Consider the following 18,470-nt stretch of genomic DNA (forward strand, 5'->3'; position numbering starts at 1 on the left):
CCCCTAGCTCGTCGCTACTTCTTTCTGCATATAGCGATTGAGATAGCGTTCGTTACGTTTCAATACCTTTTCTAGCACTATAACGATGACATAATACACGATGGAGAGTGCTAAATAGATTTCTAGTGCTCGCGTGGTGGAGGCAATAAGCGTTTCACCACGTCCCACCATGTCCATTACTCCGATTGAGAAGGCCAGCGAGGTATCTTTTAAAGAACTAATCATTGTGTTCGTCATATTTGGGAAAGCAACACGAATCGCCTGTGGCAGCACAATGCGTATAAAAGCCTGCATACGACTTAAACCAACTGAATAGGCTGCTTCGATTTGACCACGATCAACGGTTAAAATCGCTGCTCTAAAAATTTCTGCAAATGAAGCTGCGTTGCTGAATGTGTACGTTATAATAACAAAATAAATGGCATCCATCCTTGTCACATCAATATGGATAATTTGTAATAGCGCTGGTATTCCATAAAACACTAAAAATAACTGCACCAGTATCGGTGTACCTCGAATATACGATATATAAATCGATACGATTTGCTTTAAGACAGGTATATCTAGCAGCTTCGGCAAAGCGACTACTATACCAAGCAACATGCCAAAAAAGATCGACCATACTAATATTTCAAGTGTTATGGGTAAATATTGAAGCAATGTGGGAAGCACATCCGCTATTAGCATGAAGTCGAAATCATTTGCCATTGTCCCTTCACCCTTTCTTGATTCTTCTAGAAATCGACTGAATAATCGTCACCTAACCATTTTTTACTTAACTCACTAACAACGCCATCTGCCTTTAGTTCTTTAATGGCTTCATCAAGTCGTTCCTGTAGTGACACCGAATCTTTATTCAGTAAGAAATAAACTTTGGAGTTTAATAATGCGTCCCCTACGACCTTCTGTTGGGCCTCATTGTTTTCGTTATAGTACTTTACCGCAAATGGCGTTGTGATGATCGCATCGATACGCCCTGTAGCAATTTGATTATTGACATCTGCCGCCCCAGATGAATAAACAATATTTACACCTAAATCGTGCTCTTTATTGTATTTTTCGAGAAACACAGCAGAGTTGCTCGTGGCTGAAACACTGACACTCTTTCCTTTTAAATCATCTATGGATTGCACTTCATCGTTTTTAGCATTTACCGTCACCTTTAATGGAAAGACATTGTATGGTTCCTGATTGAACAGAAACTTCTCTTCTCGCTCACTATTAACTTCCATTTGATGCGCGATAAAATCAATTTTTCTTGTTTCTAAACTTAGTAGTAAGTTAGAAAATTCCATTGTTTTAAATTCAAATTCATATTCTGCTAGCTTTTCATCAATCGCACGAACAAGCTCGACATCATAGCCTGTTAAGTTTCCTTTATCATCTAAGAAGCATATATTTGGAAATTGCGTGCCTGTGCCCACAATAATTTTTTGAACGTCTTTTCCCTGTTGTGCTGAATCATTTTTACGTGCATCCCCTTCGGAATTTTCAGCACTTGTGCAAGCTGTTAAAAGGAAGGTAAGCACGATTGTTAAATAAAGCGATAATTTTTTCATACATTTCCTCTTTTCGTATTAAATATGCGAAGGTGCACTATCGGCAAGTGCTACCTTTAAATGCTCTAGCCCTATTTCGGTTACAGCTTTGTACACACCATTTTCACTTGAGCCAATTTCTATCACTGGTACATAACGTACACCGTACTTTGTGTCAAGAATGTCACGAAATGCATCATTATGTGTCACGTCTACGGTGTTATAAGATAGACCTTCTTCTTGTAAATACGTTTTAACTTCTTCACAATAGCTACAACCTTGTTTTGACCAAACTACTACATCTACCTTTTTTGACATGTTCAAATCCCCCTTAACGCACTGTTTCCTTTTGTTGTAAATGTAAATTCACTGGACTTAACAACTCAAATGACCTTTCCCGTTCAACTGCCTTTAATACAGGCGTATGCAGGATGAATTCATCAATCTGGTATTGTGTATGATAGACGTCTAATTTTTCTTTTATATCTTCAGGAGTACCGTATAAAATATCTGCATCATATTGCTGAACCGTGAACGTCTCCCCTGATTCTTGCCCAAATTTTTCAGCAAGCTCGACAGAATTCAATGTTAAGCTTCGACCACTGGCTAAATGTACCTTCGTTATTTTTTGATCGCCGACTAAGTCTTGCGCTTCCTCTTTTGTTGGTGCAGCAAGAGCGGCAATGGAAATTGCAAAATGACCTTTAGGATGATGCGTGCGATATGCTTCAGAAGCTTCTTTTAAAACTTCAAGATCACTATTGATAAAACGAGCAAAGACAAAGGATATGCCTAACTTCCCAGCAAGTGTGGCACTTTGTGGACTCGCACCAAGTAAAAATAGCGATGGCTTCACCTTTGGAATAGGCGTCGCCTGTACACCATGCAATGCATGTTCTACTGGCACCGCATCCTCAAGTAAGTGCTGTAAAAAAGTAAGACGTTGCTCAAAATCTTCTCCTTTATTAATCGTGCCATATTGCAGTGCTTTTGTAGAAAGTGGCAAACCACCTGGCGCTTTTCCGATGCCTAAGTCGACTCTTCCAGGCTCCAACGATGCGAGCACATGAAAATTTTCTGCCACCTTAAATGGGCTATAATGCTGCAGCATGACGCCACCTGAGCCAATATTGATGGTTTTTGTCTTTGCCAGTAAATACGATACTAATACTTCCGGTGATGTTCCGGCTAATGTATCTGTATGGTGATGTTCTGACACCCAAAAACGTGAATAGCCTAACTGCTCCGCCTTTTGTGCTAATGCTACAGTATTTTGTAAAGCCTGTTCGTTAGTTGCATCCTCGATAATAGGACTTTGATCTAGAATACCTAATGTATAACTCATACATTGCCTCCTTAATCTCTTTTATTCAAATAAATTTACTAGGTTTTTAGACAGACTGTTTGACAAAACGGCTTTCTTTAAAAGGTAAACCTAAATTGCCACGTAATGTATCTGCCTCATAGTCTTCTCTATACAGCCCACGTTCCTGTAATATCGGTACAACTTTATCGACAAAATCGTCAAGTGCTTCAGGTACTGTAACTCCTATAATAAAGCCATCCGCCGCATCTTTTTCAAACCATTCTTGTACTAAATCTGCAATATGCTGTGCAGTACCGAAGAAGGCAGTTTTTGGTGTAGCTTCTCGCAAAGCCACTTGTCGAAGTGTTAGCGCCTCATCTCTGGCATATTTTTTAATATAATCTGTCGTGCTGCGGAAGCTATTTGCGCCAATATCGCCAAGCTCTGGGAACGGCGCATCAACATCATATTGTGTAAAATCATGATGATCGAAATAGCGACCAAGATAAGCAAGCGCACGCTCAATGGAAACGAGCTCTACGATTTCTTGATACTTTGCTTCTGCTTCCTCAATTGTGTCGCCAATTATCGGGGAAATTCCAGGGAAAATTTTTACCTCATCAGGGTTACGCCCAAATGCTTTAACCGCTACCTTGACCTTTTTATAAAACTGTTGTGACTCTTCTATGGACCCACCATGTGTAAATATTGCATCTGCATCTTTAGCCGCTAAACGAATACCGGCATCTGATGATCCTGCTTGAAAAATTACAGGCTGACCTTGTCGTGAGCGGGCAATATTTAACGGTCCTTGTACAGAGAAATATTTACCTTTATGGTGCAATGTATGAAGTTTTTCGCGGTCAAAAAATACATCGTTTTCAACATCTGCCACAAAAGCATCATCATCCCAAGAATCCCAGAGCCCTTTTGCTACCTCTAAATACTCCTCTGCAATTTGATAGCGTTCCGCATGACTTGGGTGTTGCTTGATTGTTTTATTGTAGTTTAAAGCAGTACTCTCAAGTGGTGTCGTTACTACATTCCAGCCTGCACGACCGCCACTAATATGGTCGAGTGATGCAAACTGGCGAGCCACTGTAAATGGCTCACTATAAGACGTTGAAACTGTCCCGACTAACCCAATGTTTTTCGTTGCTACTGCTAATGCCGATAAAATTGTCAGTGGCTCGAAGCGATTTAAAAAATGGGGAATCGACTTTTCATTAATAAATACACCATCTGCGATAAAAACAACATCAAATTTCCCTTGTTCCGCCTTCTGCGCCTGTTGGATATAAAACGGTAAGCTGACACTTTGATTGCTTGCTACTTTTGGATGACGCCAACCTGAAATATTTCCACCAACTCCATGAATAATTGCGCCAAATCGAATTTTATCCTGTCTCACCATCATTTTTTCCCCCTAATTCTTTTATTTTTACTAAACATAGTGGTAAAGTTTGTTTTATGTTTAAAAAATAATATTTCATTTATGTTGCTCAATGAACATTCATAAATAAAATAGGATTGAGGAAGATATTACAGTTCATTTAAATATTATGCAATAGGTTCTATAATAGAAAAAAATTTAATACTTCATAAAATATTTTATCAATCCAGTTTTTCTTGTACGTTTTCAAATTGAACAGCGGTTTCCAGAATCATCTCCCAGAATGCTGGTGCCAACGTATCCTTTTTCATGTATGTTAAAAAGATATGCTGGTTCATATCAAGTAAATGTTTCACATTAATTTCTACAAACTCTCCACTTTCAAGTTCCTTTTTTACACATAAATGTGGCAAAAAACTCATGTATTCTTGCGTACGAATTAATGCCTTAGCTACTTCTAGATGGTCTGTACGAACCTCTATATTTGCCGTAACCCCCTCTACCTCAAACATCTTATGGACATAATTCCAATCAAACGCCCCACACTCAAAAAATACCATCTTTTGCTTGGCCAGTTCCTTGGCTTTAATAAGAGTATGTCGAATAAAAGGATGATCTTGGTGCATCACCAGTTTGACAGCATTACTGAGTAGTAGCTCATTATTAACACCTTCTTTATGCACATATTGAATAAATCCAATATCGATCTGGTGACTCTGCAGTTTTTCTAAAATAACACTTGTTGAACCAGTAATAATTTGAAAGCGCATGTGCGGAAAACTTTCTTTCCATTTAGGTAATGCATAAGCTAAAAAATATTGTGCCGTCACTAGGTTTGTGCCTATGCAAATTTCATCTGATTGCTGCGTTTCCTTCAATTGCTTCTTTCCTTGCTGAATTGTTTGCACAATCTGTGTTGCAAAAGGTAAGAAATCCTTACCTTTATCCGATAAAATGACACTTCGGCCATCCCGGTAAAATAAATCAACATTTAATTCTCGCTCCAATGATTTAATACGAGCTGTTACTGTTGGTTGCGATAAAAACAATGCATTGGCAGCTTTATGAATACTCTTGTAATGCACAACATATAAAAACGCTTCAATATGATCAATATTCAACCGTAGCCCTCCCATAATTACTTATTTATCCTATTATATAGATTATCAGCTTTATTCTCTATAAAAGATTGGAAAACTAGGTATTTAACTTTTGAAACTCATCACTACGTAGGACTTTTAGGAAACAAAAAGTTGTTACTGCAAGGTCTGTGAATGTGGAGTAAGAAGAATAGGCGGTTTGGCGCATCAATTGCTACTAACAAATAAAAAAGTAACCTAGCGTCTCCCAGGTTACTTTCACTATGTAGCGATGAGGTCATCCATCTTGACAACTTACATCGCGTGCGACTCACATTCCTCTGCCTGCTTGCCGCTATTAGGTTATTCAAAGTTGCCACCCTCTGTTGCCAACTTGAACTGTAAATATATCGCACTTCTCAACCCGAGAAGTATATGTCAACCGTTTACTAGCTTGACGCAGAACTCAAGACCATATTCATTGTATTAGCCTAGAATTGATGCAAGTACTGCTTTCTGTGCATGTAATCGATTTTCTGCTTGTTCAAAGATGTAAGAATTAGGACCATCTATAACGGATGTTGCGACCTCTTCTTCACGATGTGCTGGTAAGCAATGTAAGAACATATAATCAGGTTTCGCATGAGCAACTAGCTCATCATTGATTTGGTAAGCAGCGAAATCTTGTAGACGTTTTGCAGCTTCTTCTTCTTGACCCATTGATGTCCAAACATCTGCGTAAACTGCGTCAGCATCTTTCACCGCTTCTACTGGATTATTTGTAATCGTAATCGTACTGCCATTTGCCGCTGCGATAGCTTGTGCTTGTGTGATAACCTCTGTATCACATTCATAGCCAACTGGCGTTGCCACTGCTACGTGCATACCGACGTGAGCAGAAGCGACTACTAATGAGTGCGCCACGTTGTTGCCATCCCCAACATATGCAATTTTAAGGCCTTTTAGTTCACCTTTATGTTCTGCAATTGTTTCTAAATCCGCTAAAGCTTGGCATGGATGATAAATATCTGTTAATCCATTTATAACTGGAATCTCAGCATGCTCTGCAAGTTCCTTAACCATGGCATGTGAGTTTGCACGGATCATAATACCATCTAAGTAACCGGATAGCACATGTGCTGTATCAAAAATGGACTCACCGCGACCAATTTGTAAATCACGCGCATGCATAAACATACCTTTCCCACCTAATTGATTCATGCCCACTTCGAATGAAATACGTGTACGTGTTGAATGTTTTTCAAATATCATACCGAGTGTTTTTCCTTCTAATAACTGCGGACATTTACCTTCTTTTGTAATGATTTTCAGTTGAATTGACAGTGCCACTAATCCCTGAACCTCTTCACTTGTATAGTCTAACAAAGTCAGTAGGTCTTTTCCTTTTAAGCTAGACACTAACTTTAACTGTACTTCTTCTAGTAATTTCATAGCCTTCGCTCCTTGCTTTTGTTGCTGTTGAGATTAGTATACACATGCATAATTATAAAATCAACTGAATTTTTATGTTTATTTTCAAAACTTAGAATTCATCTGTTAATTGTGTCAAAAATGCGTCTATACGTATATTTATGCATAATCCAATAAATAAAAAAAGTTTACTTTATACAAGTAAACTCTAGTCTTGAGAAGTTTATAGGCCGATTTCTTTCCTCGACTGGTGCTCTTAATTTGGGCAAGGAACTTTCTAACTTATCACTTTGTTGGAATGAAAAAGAAGCAAAACATTCGAATGAATGCTTTGCCACTTTATATACGTATTGACCTATTTTTACGACACTACAGTGTAAGAGAGAAAACAGATTCGTGTGTTATCCATTTTTTCTCCTTCACTTTTCTAGTCAAATGTAATTTTATTTACTGTATCACGGTCTAATTTTTTAATCACTTCAACCATTAGTTTCACAGCATTATCATAATCATCACGATGTAAAATACCTGCATGTGAGTGGATATAGCGTGTCGCAATACCGATTGATAGCGCAGGCACACCATTTGCAGTTAGGTGAATAGAGCCCGCGTCTGTACCGCCGCCTGCCATCGCCTCAAATTGGTATGGGATATTGTTTTCATCTGCCACATCTAACACAAACTCACGTAAGCCACGATGTGATACCATCGATGCATCGTAAACAACGATTTGTGGACCAGCACCCATTTTACTGTTAGATTCTTTCGGTGTTACCCCCGGTGTATCCCCAGCTACGCCAACATCGACAGCAAATCCGATATCTGGCTGAATTTTATGTGTAGCTGTTTTCGCACCACGAAGACCTACTTCCTCTTGTACGTTTCCTACAGAATAAAGGATATTTGGATGCTTTTCATCTTTTAATGCTTTCATAACATCAATAGCAATGGCACAACCAATACGATTATCCCATGCTTTTGCTAATAAGTACTTGTCGTTTTTCATCACATTGAATTCGAAATATGGTGTAACCATATCGCCAGGACAAACGCCCCATTCCAGTACCTCTTCTTTTGAAGCCGCACCAACATCGATAAACATATCTTTAATATCTACTACTTTGTTACGTACTTCTGCTGGTAAAATATGAGGGGGTTTAGAACCAATTACCCCGATGATTTCTTCCCCTTTGCGCGTTGTAATTGTGACACGCTGAGCAAGCATCACTTGACTCCACCAGCCACCTACAGTTTGGAATTTAATGAACCCTTTATCATCAATATGTGTGACCATGAAACCGACTTCATCTAAATGACCTGCGACTACAATTTTCGGACCATTTTCATCGCCCACTTTTTTTGCAATAACGCTACCTAAATTATCGGTTTCTACTGAATCTGCATACGGTGCGATGTATTTTTTCATTACCTCGCGAGGTGCGCGTTCATTACCTGCGATACCATTTGCATCTGTCAAATCCTTAAACATTTGCAAAGTCGAATCTAGTTGTGTCATACTTTTGCCTCCTACTTCTTATATATCTCCTCTATTATACTTCGTTTACCGAAATATTCCTAGTGAATCGTCTGAATATTGATGTATTTTTACTGCTTGACATCTGACTATTCAATAAATTAATAGCCGCTACGTTGACGATTATAATTTTCTTCATTTTTCTCAATATAGGCTGATACAACATCCTCAAAAGTGAAGCCCAGATTGTACGCAAGTAAACCATAGCATTGCCAAATGGCTAAATAGTTATCCGCAGTTGGCTGACCAATAAACGTTAAAATATAGTCCTGTGTCATTAAAAATGTTTCCGTTAAATCACGTTTTTCTTCTATGACTGGCCATTTTTCAATGGTTGTAAAACCTTTTAGTAATCCCAGTGATAATATAAAATGAATAGAATCCACATATTCCTCTAAAATGACGTCTCGTGCTGAAGGCCCTTTTGTGCTCCAAAACTTAAAACAACGAGTTTCGTTCGCAAGTTCTGCTAGTTCGACCATTAATGCTAAACCTTTTTCTTTAAAAACATCATGTTCAATATTTTGTGTTTTCTCAATAAATTCATCAAGCTCTTTTTGCATTTTAAACAATTGTTGTAAATTCATGTTTTTCTCCTAAATTTCTTAAAAATATTTATAAATAGTGAAACTAATTGCCTCCTCTAATCGTATAGGAAGGAATAACCTTTCTTCAAGGGGGAATTTAAAAAAATGTTACCTTTACTTATTCGACTTGCTGTCATTGCGCTTATTATTTATGTATTTTATAAAGCGATTCGTTATATAACTGATCCTAAGCGAAAACTTGATGAAGCCTATGAAAATGGCCATTACTACTTTTATGATGACGTTAAAAATGTAAGAAAAAATTTCTTTATTTCTTTTAAGGGTGCACTTTTTGAAGGCGAAAAATACTTAGGCACAACCGAAGATGCATTTGAGGTTGTCACAATTTTCGTTGGTGCTCGAGATGCTGCGACACTACAAGGTTTTACTAAAAGTGACTTCATGTACCTGCAACAGGAAATCTTAATGAATTATCCAAACGCCAAAATCAACTGGAAACAACCCATTGAACAGCTTATGCGCGACACATCCTCTTAATGAGGATGTGTTTTCATGTTCCTTCTGTAATTATCGCCTATTTTTTTCTGTTTATCGCTTAACTTACTCAGTTATCCATAAAAAAGGACGCTCCCTACAGAGAGCTACCCCATAATTGCACAATAATAAAAATTTGAATAGCTGCAAGCAGTGGAAAGCCGAAAGCAAAGCTGTTATGGCGTGTTTTATGACGGAATAAATACATCCCTAGCACGCCTCCAACTGCACCACCAGCAATTGCTAATGTAAATAATGTACGCTCAGCAATGCGCCATTCATGCTTTTTCGCACGCGATTTATCCATCCCCATCATAACTAGCAGGACAATTGATACAATCGCCATATAAGGAAGTAATGCTTGTACCATAAAAAACTCCTTTTGGTGACTTACTTAATATACCTTTGCAATATGTAGTATCACCTGTTTTTCGTTTCTATCTATTTGTTGAAACATAAAAGAAATGGATTCTGCTGAGCAATCGATAGCAGGACCACTATTCTTTGCGAAAGTTGTTATTTCCTCGAGGGCTTGTTGGAGCTCTCCAGAGAGATTACTGCGCTTGAATTGCCAACTCATTGTATTTGGCTGACGTTCTTTGTCACTGCCTTCGTACTGAATAAGCTCACAGGGAATTTTCCACTTGCTCAAACAAAACTCGATTACGCTATAACTAGATTGTTCCCTTCGCCCTGTCATCGCAAATATAGAGTCCGATTATTTTGCACTGCTCTTGCATTGCTTCAAAAATAGCAGTTCGCCAGAAATGTTAGTGGCAGCATAAAAATCCACTACTCTTTCTATTTTTCACTAGTGTAACATAAAAAAAGACTGATGGAAAAATCCATCAATCTTTACGATACACTTATTTAGTGTTTGCTTGTTTCACACCTGCGACTGACGCTTCGCTTTCATCGCAGAAATAATTTTGACTATGTCAAAAATTACTTAGTAACTGCTTGTTTAGCAGCGTCTGCTAATTGAGTGAATGCTGCTGCATCAGTTACAGCCAAGTCAGCTAACATTTTACGGTTAACTTCGATACCAGCAACTTTTAATCCGTGCATTAAACGGCTGTATGAAAGACCGTTCATGCGAGCAGCTGCGTTGATACGAGTGATCCATAATTTACGGAAATCACGTTTTTTCTGACGACGGTCACGGTATGCATATTGACCTGATTTCATTACTGCTTGGTTAGCAACTTTATATAATGTATGTTTAGAACCATAGTAACCTTTAGCTAATTTCAATACTTTTTTACGACGTTTGCGCGTCACTGTTCCGCCTTTTACGCGTGGCATATGAATTACCTCCTGCTTTTCATTTAAATAATGAATGTTAGTTTATTTTTTGTAGTTAATCATTTCATGTAAACAAGTAATGATTTAATGCGTTTGAAGTCACCAGATGAAACTACGTTTGCTTTACGTAGGTGACGTTTTTGTTTCGTAGATTTGTTTGCAAATAAGTGGCTACCGTAAGCACGGTCATATTTTAATTTACCTGAACCCGTTCTTTTGAAACGTTTCGCAGCTCCACGGTGTGTTTTCATTTTTGGCATATCGAATTCCTCCTAAACTGTTCGTCTAATATTATTTCTCGTTCTTTGGTTGAAGAACTAAGAACATGCTTCGGCCTTCCATCTTCGGTTTTTGTTCAACCGTCGATACTTCAGCACAAGCTTCAGCAAAACGATCTAACACACGTTGACCAATCTCTTTGTGTGTAATCGCACGACCTTTGAATCGTAGACTACATTTTACTTTATCGCCTTTTTCAAGGAATTTAATAGCATTACGTAGCTTCGTTTGGAAATCATGTTCATCGATAGATGGGCTCAAACGAACCTCTTTTAACACGATGACTTTTTGATTTTTACGAATTTCACGGTCTTTCTTTTGCTGTTCAAACTTAAATTTACCATAGTCCATGATACGAGCGACTGGCGGCTTGGCTTGAGGGGCCACAAGGACAAGATCCAAGTTTACACGAGCGGCGATTTCTAGCGCTTCATTACGTGTCTTTACACCAAGCTGGTCACCATTGTGATCGATTAATCGAAGTTCACGTGCGCGAATGCCTTCGTTTACATACATGTCTTTGCTAATAGTAATCCACCTCCAAGTAGTTGTCGCGAATACATGGTTTGGGCAAAGCCTTGCCCGGTTGAACGGTACATCCTCTCGTCATGTCCATAAAAAAAGGACGGACATTTTTGAAGATGTCCGCCCGCTATATGTGCATGCGCAAGTTTACGCAAAACAATTCAACGTGTCATACCTGTTCACAGCCTAAGCGTTGTATCAGGTGAGAAGCGGGCAGCCTCTACTTCAACCACAAACTTTGTATTCATTAACCTTCATTATATTAGCATGTACTTAACAAGCTGTCAAACAATTATTTTTAATTAGCTCATTTTCTATTATTATAACCTATTAATTTATAATCTATACCTAAAATATTTGATTACCTACAAAAACCTCACTCACTTTTTTGCGCGAGCGAGGTTTTCATATGTTTTATTAGAAGCGTGCGACTTCCGCTTTAATATTTGCTAGGAAATCCTCGAAACTAATTGTTTGTGAATCTTTTGAGCCATAGCGACGAACATTTACGCCATTTGCCTCAACTTCTTTATCCCCTATCACAAGCATGTATGGGATTTTTTTCATTTGTGCTTCACGGATTTTATAGCCAAGCTTTTCTTCGCGATCATCCATCTCTACACGTAAGCCAGCAGCTGTTAATTGCTCTTCAACTTGTTTTGCATAATCGAAATGCGCTTCATTTGATACAGGAATTACTTCTACTTGTACAGGTGCTAACCAAGTTGGGAATGCACCTTTGTATTCTTCAATTAAGAAGGCAACAAAACGTTCCATTGTTGATACAACGCCACGGTGAATAACAACTGGACGATGTGGTTTACCATCTTCGCCAACGTAAGTTAAGTCAAAACGTTCAGGTAAAAGGAAGTCCAGCTGAACTGTTGATAAAGTTTCTTCTTTACCAATAGCTGTTTTTACTTGTACGTCAAGTTTTGGGCCGTAGAAAGCAGCTTCACCCTCGGCTTCGAAGTAATCTAAGCCAAGCTCATCCATTGCTTCTTTTAACATGCTTTGTGCTTTTTCCCACATTGCATCGTCATCAAAGTATTTCTCTGTGTCCGCTGGGTCACGATAAGATAAACGGAACGAGTAATCTTTTAAATCGAAGTCTTTATAAACTTCTAAGATTAATTGTACTACTTTTTGGAATTCCACTTTAATTTGGTCTGGACGAACAAAGATATGCGCATCATTTAGCGTCATCCCGCGTACACGTTGTAGCCCTGAAACAGCACCTGACATTTCGTAACGATGCATTGTACCTAGCTCTGCAATACGCAATGGTAAATTACGATAAGAGTGCATGCTGTTTTTGTACACCATCATATGGTGCGGGCAGTTCATTGGACGCATGATTAATGTTTCGTTGTCCATTTCCATTGGCGGGAAAATTGAATCTTGGTAATGATCCCAGTGGCCTGAAGTTTGATACAGCTCTTTTGAACCAAGCACTGGTGTATACACATGTTTATAACCAAGCGACAATTCTTTATCCACGATGTAACGTTCGATAACACGGCGGATTGTTGCGCCATTTGGTAACCAAAGCGGTAGACCTTGACCAACTTTTTGAGAAGTTGTGAATAGCTCTAACTCTTTACCGATTTTACGATGATCTCGTTCTTTTGCTTCTTCAAGCATTTGTAGATGATGTTTTAGCTCTTCCTTTTTGAAGAAGGCTGTACCGTAAATACGTTGGAGCATTTTGTTATCAGAATTTCCTCGCCAGTACGCACCTGCTAAAGAAAGAAGTTTGAATTCACGTAATTTCCCAGTTGATGGTACGTGAATACCGCGGCAAAGGTCGAAAAATTCACCTTGATAGTAAATAGATACTTGCTCGTCAGCTGGAATTGCTTCAAGTAACTCTAATTTATATTCATCGCCAACTTCTTCATAAATAGCTTGGGCGTCAGCACGGCTAACATTTTTGCGCTCAACCTCTAAGTTCTCAGCAATGATTTTTTTCATTTCTTTTTCAATTGCTGGTAGGTCCTCAGCAGTAATTGGTGTAGGTGCATCAATATCGTAGTAGAATCCACCTTCAATCACTGGACCGATACCAAGCTTTACATCTGGGAAAAGGCGTTTAATGGCTTGTGCAGTTAAGTGTGCTGTTGAGTGACGAAGGATTTCTAGTGCTTCTTGATCATCTTGCGTAATAATAGCAATTGTTGCATCCTCTTCAATTGGTGTTTTTAAGTCAAGCAATTCACCATTCACTTTACCTGCATAAGCTTTTTTACGAAGTCCTGGGCTAATAGATGCTGCTACGTCGTCAGTTGACGTACCCTTTGCATATTCCTTTACAGCGCCATCTGGAAACGTTAATTTAATCATGTCTGACATATTGTTTGCACTCCTTATAGTTGTTTTTTTGATGCATAATGATGTGGGAATAAGCATCTTCAAATTGATGATGGAGCATTTATCGAAAAACAAACCGTAAAAACAAAAAAGCCCCGTCCCTAATAAAAGGGACGAAGCGTATGCTCGTGGTTCCACCCTTCTTCCTTCCGACTATAAAGTCAGACGAAGCTCAAGGCTAGCTAACGGGCTAGGGACCGGCGAAAGATATGCCCTCTCGCTGCTCAGTAGGTAGTAAATAATGTGTTCACACTAGGAAGTTTACAGCCGATGACTTCCCTCTCTTTAAGCTGATACACAAAATTCATGTCCTCATCAATGCATTTTGTTATTTAGTATATGGAAAGTATACGCGCGATTGTCGTAAATTGCAACCGTCAATATTACCCGCGTCGATTTTTGCCACCCATTTGCACAGGCTCCGTAATGGCTTTTATACGCTCCATTATTCGAGCAGCTTTGACTACTTCCAAGTCCCCTTTTTGCGACTGTGCTAAATGATGTTCTAATTCATCATAGTTAAAATTAGACGTAATGAAAGTTGGTAATTGTTCTGCCATTCGATAATGGAAAATCGTTCCTAATATTTCATCTCGTGTCCAAGCCGACATTGTTTCTGCCCCTAAATCATCCAGCATCAAAACTGGTGCCTTTTTGACGTAGTCAATTTTCTCTTGTAGGGAATTGTCACCGATTGCATTTTTCATCTCACGTAAAAATTCAGGGACAAAAACGACAACAGATCTCACTTTAATTGTTGCAAGTTCATTGGCTAATGCACCTAACACAAACGATTTTCCGACACCAAATTGCCCATATAAATAAAAGCCCTTTGTAGGCAATATCCCGGTTTCACGAGTACGTTGCACAAAATCTGCTGCACGGTTTGCAATGTCCACACGCGAATAATCATCAATAAATAAATCCGTAATGGTCGCCTGTAAAACATCCTTTGGCATATGCATGCTCGCAATCAAATTAGTGATATCACGACGTTCATCCTCACGAACCTTTTGCTCACAACGTACATAATCAATTTCTACCGAATTCCTTACTACTCGCAGCTTTGGAATAAAACCCTTTAAATAGTTTGTACAATGTGCAGTATGGTCGCACCCACAGCATTCTGTTGATTGACTTATAAATTCATGTAGTTTTGGCAAATTACGTTCGATTGCTTCATAACTTAACTCCTCTGCATGTTCTGCTAAAAATGTCTGCACACGAGAGTGTTCTAATATTTCCTTACGCATCGCTTCATAACGTTCTTGAAAAGATGGCATTTTAATCGCCCGTTGTAGTGGTCCATTAATTGGTTCGATTGTTGTTCACCTACCTTATTCCTGCTGGTTGCTTAACTTCTCTAATATTTTTTGACGTTCCTTTTCAAAATCTGTTGCATCAACAGTTGCTTCTGATTGAACCTCTACTTGCTTATCATTTCTCTTATAAAACCAATCTGGTACTTTTTCTTCGCGGCGTTTCTTTGAATAGGTGTTCTTTTTCGCCGATGTCTGAGGCTTATTCTTCCACGTTGTATATTTATCATGCTCCTGCCGTGCAAGTTCCATTGCTTGCTTCGCTGTTTGAATATTTTTACGTACCCAATGGTCAGCAATCGTCTCTACATATTTCTTAGGTAGTTTCATGTCGGTCGTTAACATGACATATTCCAGTAACGCATTGACCACGCCTACTGGCATACCATGCTGAACGATTAAGCTTTCAGCAAGTTGGACAGATGTTTGCAATGGCTCTTTCCCATTATTAATATCACGTAACACTTGAACAGGTGCAGTCGTTTCTAAATAATGCTGTAACTCTTGATCTTTCGTTTTTTGCATCGAATCCTCTACAGCAACCGGTACCTCATAAACTCTAGCAAGTTTTGGCGGTTCCTTGGACACGGTCAGTTTATAAAAATCAGCTGCCGCTTTGCGCAATCGCTCTTGTGAGATGCCTAAGTCATCATCAAGTGCTAAAATGACAACTTTTTGCATATCCAATGCAGTTAGGTGATATAAGAAAGCTAATTTTGCAATGGATTCACGTACATCAAGCGTTAATAAACTCGCTGGTACGAGTTGGTCCGATAAACCAGCCTGCAGCAACTCAAAGTCAAACTGTTCAAAATAGAACGGATAGACTTTTTGTGGTTTATCGCTTGCAGTACCGACCTGAAGCTCTGCAGGAATATGTGCACTGACTGGCTTAAATACATCGATAAAGGCACGTGATACATCCTTAAACTCACTATCTCTTACAGGTCGAATAAATCGTTGACGTAGCTTCCGATACGCTTGTTCTCCGATTTTACTGAACAAAAACATCGACAACAATGGATCCTTCATAAAGCTATCGGCATCAAGCGGACGCATAAGCTCATACAAAAAGCTCCGTTGTTCAGCGTCTTCTTTTTTCCATGTTCGCAATAAGCCAATTGCTTCAAGTGCAATACGTGCCTCGAAAACTTTGCCAATGGGTAAACCTAATACATTCATTAAATAATAATGCGTCATTTGCTGTCCGGGCATTTGCTCTGCTTCTGCCCATAACGTTAAGTACAGACTGATGGGCTCTGCTCCAGTTAAAGGCTGATAAAACAATGTTACTAACTGACGTTCCTGTGTAGAAAGCGCATGAGGTAGACGAATGTCAAAAGTATCAGCTGGCTGTAACTCCTTATACAAATGAATCAACGTCATTCACCCTCTCTGTTTGCTTTATGATTTTTTTTCAGTTTGACGTTGAATAATTTCTTTAATTTCCTCAATAAAGACATTGATGTCCTTAAACTGACGGTAAACCGATGCAAAGCGCACATAGGCAACCTCATCAATTTTCGCTAAGCGATCCATCACCATTTCTCCGACATCCTCTGATCGTACTTCTGCATTCCCTATACGACGCAAATCTTTTTCAATAGATAATACAAGTCCCTCTAGTACTTCAAGAGCAACAGGACGTTTTTCACAAGCACGAATTAAACCACGTAATACCTTTTCGCGGCTAAACTCTTCCCGTGAGCCTTCTTTTTTCACAACGACTAATGGTGTCTCTTCAATTTTTTCAAACGTTGTAAAGCGGAAGCCACATGACTCACATTCACGACGTCTACGAATTTCTTTATTATCATCTACAGGCCTCGAATCCACTACACGTGTTCCGTTAAATTGGCAAGATGGACATCTCATATATTTACTCTCCTGATTCCACAACAATTTAATATTTCTATTATAACAAATTTCCCGCTTGTAAAAAATCACTTTCGTTTTTTCTGGCAAGATGTAGTATATTTGTCCAACAAAAAAACACATCGAAACCACGAGGATTTCAATGTGCTCATTAAAAAATAAATGGGAAAGGTCGCTATTAGTACCTTTTATAGCCCGTATTACATATCCGATAAATTAGGCGTTAACTGTTTCTAATGCTTTTGCCACTTTTTTCATCAGATCAACAACACGCGCTGAGTAGCCCCACTCGTTGTCATACCAAGCAAGAACTTTCACTTTACGGTCGCCCATTACCATAGTCGAAAGACCATCTACTGTTGATGAGTAAGTTGTTGTATTGTAATCAATCGATACAAGCGGCTCGATTGAGAAGTTTAAGATGCCTTTCATTGGCCCCTCAGTAGCAGCTTTCACAAATGCAGCATTCACAGATTCTACTGTTACGTCTGTATTTAAATCTACAACAAGGTCAACTAATGATACGTTTGGTGTTGGAACACGAAGTGCCATACCATGAATTTTGCCATCTAACTCTGGTAACACTAATCGTAATGCTTTTGCAGCACCTGTTGATGTTGGAATGATTGATTGTGCGCAACCACGTGCACGACGTAAGTCTTTGTGCGGATTGTCTAGGTTCTTTTGGTCATTTGTATAAGCGTGAACTGTTGTCATTAAACCGCTCTCGATACCAAATGTGTCATTCAATACTTTTGCCACTGGCGCTAAGCAGTTTGTTGTACAAGAAGCGTTAGAAATAACGTCATGTTTTTCAACATCCAGTTTTTCATCGTTTACACCTAACACAATTGTGATGTCTTCATTTTTACCTGGTGCTGTCAAGATGACTTTTTTTGCTCCCGCTTCTAAGTGCATTGCTGCTTTCTCACGCTCATTGAATTTACCAGTTGCTTCGATAACGATATCCACACCCATTTTTGCCCATGGTAATTGTAAGGGATCACGTTCGCTAATAATTTGCACGTGTTTACCGTTTACAATTAAAGCATCGCCTGCAGGTTCAATCGTACCTTCGAATGTTCCGTGATTTGTGTCATACTTAATCAAATGTGCTAACGTTTCAGCTGGATAGCTCGCGTTAATCGCAACGATATTTAAATCTTCTTGTACGATCGCTTGGCGGAAAACCATACGTCCGATACGTCCGAAACCATTAATAGCAATTGATACTGTCATTTATAAAATCCTCCTGTGAGTACGTACTCATATTAATTATACTTTATGGTGATTAGTATAACACAATTTTAAAAAAGATGAACATTATATACTCATAATAAAAAAGTTCTTATTTTCTGAAAAATAAATGACCAATAAGTTCCTCTCATACTAATGGATACTCCACCGTAGCAACCGTTTGCTTCAACTAAAAAA

Annotated in this window: 20 protein-coding genes; 1 reads left to right on the forward strand and 19 read right to left on the reverse strand. The window is 38.8% G+C overall.

What is annotated here, in order from left to right; all coding sequences use genetic code 11:
- Positions 1-3: 3 nt before the first annotated feature.
- The 9 genes from C9J31_RS17260 to C9J31_RS17300 all read right to left on the reverse strand — a co-directional run bounded on the left by C9J31_RS17260 (position 4) and on the right by C9J31_RS17300 (position 8,868).
- Positions 4-708: an amino acid ABC transporter permease gene (locus C9J31_RS17260; RefSeq protein ID WP_107923423.1), complete on the reverse strand. Its 705-nt coding sequence runs from the start codon at positions 706-708 to the stop codon at positions 4-6.
- A 26-nt stretch (positions 709-734) separates the two neighbouring features.
- The gene (locus tag C9J31_RS17265; protein ID WP_107949901.1) at positions 735-1,559 is read right to left on the reverse strand and encodes a transporter substrate-binding domain-containing protein; all 825 of its coding nucleotides are present in this window, start codon (positions 1,557-1,559) and stop codon (positions 735-737) included.
- 18 nt (positions 1,560-1,577) lie between these two features.
- Complete coding sequence (locus tag C9J31_RS17270; protein WP_107949899.1) at positions 1,578-1,856, reverse strand: glutaredoxin family protein; 279 nt, start codon at positions 1,854-1,856, stop codon at positions 1,578-1,580.
- 13 nt (positions 1,857-1,869) lie between these two features.
- Complete coding sequence (locus C9J31_RS17275; protein ID WP_107949897.1) at positions 1,870-2,883, reverse strand: LLM class flavin-dependent oxidoreductase; 1,014 nt, start codon at positions 2,881-2,883, stop codon at positions 1,870-1,872.
- 46 nt (positions 2,884-2,929) lie between these two features.
- Complete coding sequence (locus C9J31_RS17280; protein ID WP_107923419.1) at positions 2,930-4,258, reverse strand: LLM class flavin-dependent oxidoreductase; 1,329 nt, start codon at positions 4,256-4,258, stop codon at positions 2,930-2,932.
- Positions 4,259-4,458: 200 nt separating this feature from the next.
- Positions 4,459-5,358, reverse strand: coding sequence for a LysR family transcriptional regulator (locus C9J31_RS17285; protein WP_107949896.1), 900 nt, complete (start codon positions 5,356-5,358; stop codon positions 4,459-4,461).
- 444 nt (positions 5,359-5,802) lie between these two features.
- Positions 5,803-6,768, reverse strand: coding sequence for an ornithine carbamoyltransferase (gene argF / locus C9J31_RS17290; protein ID WP_107949894.1), 966 nt, complete (start codon positions 6,766-6,768; stop codon positions 5,803-5,805).
- Positions 6,769-7,174: 406 nt separating this feature from the next.
- Positions 7,175-8,263, reverse strand: a complete 1,089-nt coding sequence (locus tag C9J31_RS17295) for a M42 family metallopeptidase (protein WP_107949892.1) — start codon at positions 8,261-8,263, stop codon at positions 7,175-7,177.
- Between the two features lie 119 nt (positions 8,264-8,382).
- Complete coding sequence (locus C9J31_RS17300) at positions 8,383-8,868, reverse strand: dUTP diphosphatase (protein WP_054767268.1); 486 nt, start codon at positions 8,866-8,868, stop codon at positions 8,383-8,385.
- Between the two features lie 105 nt (positions 8,869-8,973).
- Between C9J31_RS17300 and C9J31_RS17305 the strand changes: the two genes are divergently transcribed.
- Positions 8,974-9,366: a sigma-w pathway protein ysdB gene (locus C9J31_RS17305; RefSeq protein ID WP_107949890.1), complete on the forward strand. Its 393-nt coding sequence runs from the start codon at positions 8,974-8,976 to the stop codon at positions 9,364-9,366.
- 94 nt (positions 9,367-9,460) lie between these two features.
- Here C9J31_RS17305 and C9J31_RS17310 read toward each other — a convergent pair whose 3' ends face one another.
- The 10 genes from C9J31_RS17310 to C9J31_RS17355 form a co-directional block, all read right to left on the reverse strand.
- Entirely contained in the window at positions 9,461-9,733 is a 273-nt protein-coding gene (locus tag C9J31_RS17310) for a DUF1294 domain-containing protein (RefSeq protein ID WP_107949888.1), read from the reverse strand.
- Between the two features lie 24 nt (positions 9,734-9,757).
- On the reverse strand, positions 9,758-10,015 hold the full coding sequence (locus C9J31_RS17315; RefSeq protein ID WP_153062529.1) for a hypothetical protein: 258 nt from the start codon (positions 10,013-10,015) through the stop codon (positions 9,758-9,760).
- A gap of 293 nt (positions 10,016-10,308) precedes the next feature.
- The gene (rplT, locus tag C9J31_RS17320) at positions 10,309-10,668 is read right to left on the reverse strand and encodes a 50S ribosomal protein L20 (protein ID WP_107949885.1); all 360 of its coding nucleotides are present in this window, start codon (positions 10,666-10,668) and stop codon (positions 10,309-10,311) included.
- Between the two features lie 59 nt (positions 10,669-10,727).
- The gene (rpmI, locus tag C9J31_RS17325) at positions 10,728-10,928 is read right to left on the reverse strand and encodes a 50S ribosomal protein L35 (RefSeq protein WP_054767265.1); all 201 of its coding nucleotides are present in this window, start codon (positions 10,926-10,928) and stop codon (positions 10,728-10,730) included.
- Between the two features lie 31 nt (positions 10,929-10,959).
- Entirely contained in the window at positions 10,960-11,463 is a 504-nt protein-coding gene (gene infC / locus C9J31_RS17330; RefSeq protein WP_054767264.1) for a translation initiation factor IF-3, read from the reverse strand.
- A 426-nt stretch (positions 11,464-11,889) separates the two neighbouring features.
- Positions 11,890-13,824 (reverse strand): threonine--tRNA ligase, encoded by a 1,935-nt coding sequence (gene thrS / locus C9J31_RS17335; RefSeq protein ID WP_107923415.1) that lies wholly within the window; start codon positions 13,822-13,824, stop codon positions 11,890-11,892.
- A 401-nt stretch (positions 13,825-14,225) separates the two neighbouring features.
- Complete coding sequence (gene dnaI / locus C9J31_RS17340; RefSeq protein WP_274520179.1) at positions 14,226-15,155, reverse strand: primosomal protein DnaI; 930 nt, start codon at positions 15,153-15,155, stop codon at positions 14,226-14,228.
- Positions 15,156-15,179: 24 nt separating this feature from the next.
- On the reverse strand, positions 15,180-16,547 hold the full coding sequence (locus C9J31_RS17345) for a replication initiation and membrane attachment family protein (RefSeq protein ID WP_238602112.1): 1,368 nt from the start codon (positions 16,545-16,547) through the stop codon (positions 15,180-15,182).
- 18 nt (positions 16,548-16,565) lie between these two features.
- Positions 16,566-17,036 carry a transcriptional regulator NrdR gene (nrdR, locus tag C9J31_RS17350; RefSeq protein ID WP_107923414.1) on the reverse strand — a complete coding sequence of 157 codons (471 nt, stop codon included), beginning with the start codon at positions 17,034-17,036 and terminating at the stop codon, positions 16,566-16,568.
- A 216-nt stretch (positions 17,037-17,252) separates the two neighbouring features.
- On the reverse strand, positions 17,253-18,275 hold the full coding sequence (locus C9J31_RS17355) for a glyceraldehyde-3-phosphate dehydrogenase (protein ID WP_107949879.1): 1,023 nt from the start codon (positions 18,273-18,275) through the stop codon (positions 17,253-17,255).
- Between the last annotated feature and the right edge of the window lie 195 nt (positions 18,276-18,470).

Origin of the sequence: Lysinibacillus parviboronicapiens (assembly GCF_003049605.2) — a bacterium.
GTDB classification, from domain to species: domain Bacteria; phylum Bacillota; class Bacilli; order Bacillales_A; family Planococcaceae; genus Lysinibacillus; species Lysinibacillus parviboronicapiens.

Coding starts and splice junctions, on each gene's coding strand:
- C9J31_RS17260 (WP_107923423.1), bottom strand. CDS start 708: ATGGCAAATGATTTCGACTTCATGCTAATAGCGGATGTGCTTCCCACA.
- C9J31_RS17265 (WP_107949901.1), bottom strand. CDS start 1,559: ATGAAAAAATTATCGCTTTATTTAACAATCGTGCTTACCTTCCTTTTA.
- C9J31_RS17270 (WP_107949899.1), bottom strand. CDS start 1,856: ATGTCAAAAAAGGTAGATGTAGTAGTTTGGTCAAAACAAGGTTGTAGC.
- C9J31_RS17275 (WP_107949897.1), bottom strand. CDS start 2,883: ATGAGTTATACATTAGGTATTCTAGATCAAAGTCCTATTATCGAGGAT.
- C9J31_RS17280 (WP_107923419.1), bottom strand. CDS start 4,258: ATGGTGAGACAGGATAAAATTCGATTTGGCGCAATTATTCATGGAGTT.
- argF (WP_107949894.1), bottom strand. CDS start 6,768: ATGAAATTACTAGAAGAAGTACAGTTAAAGTTAGTGTCTAGCTTAAAA.
- C9J31_RS17295 (WP_107949892.1), bottom strand. CDS start 8,263: ATGACACAACTAGATTCGACTTTGCAAATGTTTAAGGATTTGACAGAT.
- C9J31_RS17300 (WP_054767268.1), bottom strand. CDS start 8,868: ATGAATTTACAACAATTGTTTAAAATGCAAAAAGAGCTTGATGAATTT.
- C9J31_RS17305 (WP_107949890.1), top strand. CDS start 8,974: ATGTTACCTTTACTTATTCGACTTGCTGTCATTGCGCTTATTATTTAT.
- C9J31_RS17310 (WP_107949888.1), bottom strand. CDS start 9,733: ATGGTACAAGCATTACTTCCTTATATGGCGATTGTATCAATTGTCCTG.
- rplT (WP_107949885.1), bottom strand. CDS start 10,668: ATGCCACGCGTAAAAGGCGGAACAGTGACGCGCAAACGTCGTAAAAAA.
- rpmI (WP_054767265.1), bottom strand. CDS start 10,928: ATGCCAAAAATGAAAACACACCGTGGAGCTGCGAAACGTTTCAAAAGA.
- infC (WP_054767264.1), bottom strand. CDS start 11,463: ATGTATGTAAACGAAGGCATTCGCGCACGTGAACTTCGATTAATCGAT.
- thrS (WP_107923415.1), bottom strand. CDS start 13,824: ATGTCAGACATGATTAAATTAACGTTTCCAGATGGCGCTGTAAAGGAA.
- C9J31_RS17345 (WP_238602112.1), bottom strand. CDS start 16,547: ATGACGTTGATTCATTTGTATAAGGAGTTACAGCCAGCTGATACTTTT.
- nrdR (WP_107923414.1), bottom strand. CDS start 17,036: ATGAGATGTCCATCTTGCCAATTTAACGGAACACGTGTAGTGGATTCG.
- C9J31_RS17355 (WP_107949879.1), bottom strand. CDS start 18,275: ATGACAGTATCAATTGCTATTAATGGTTTCGGACGTATCGGACGTATG.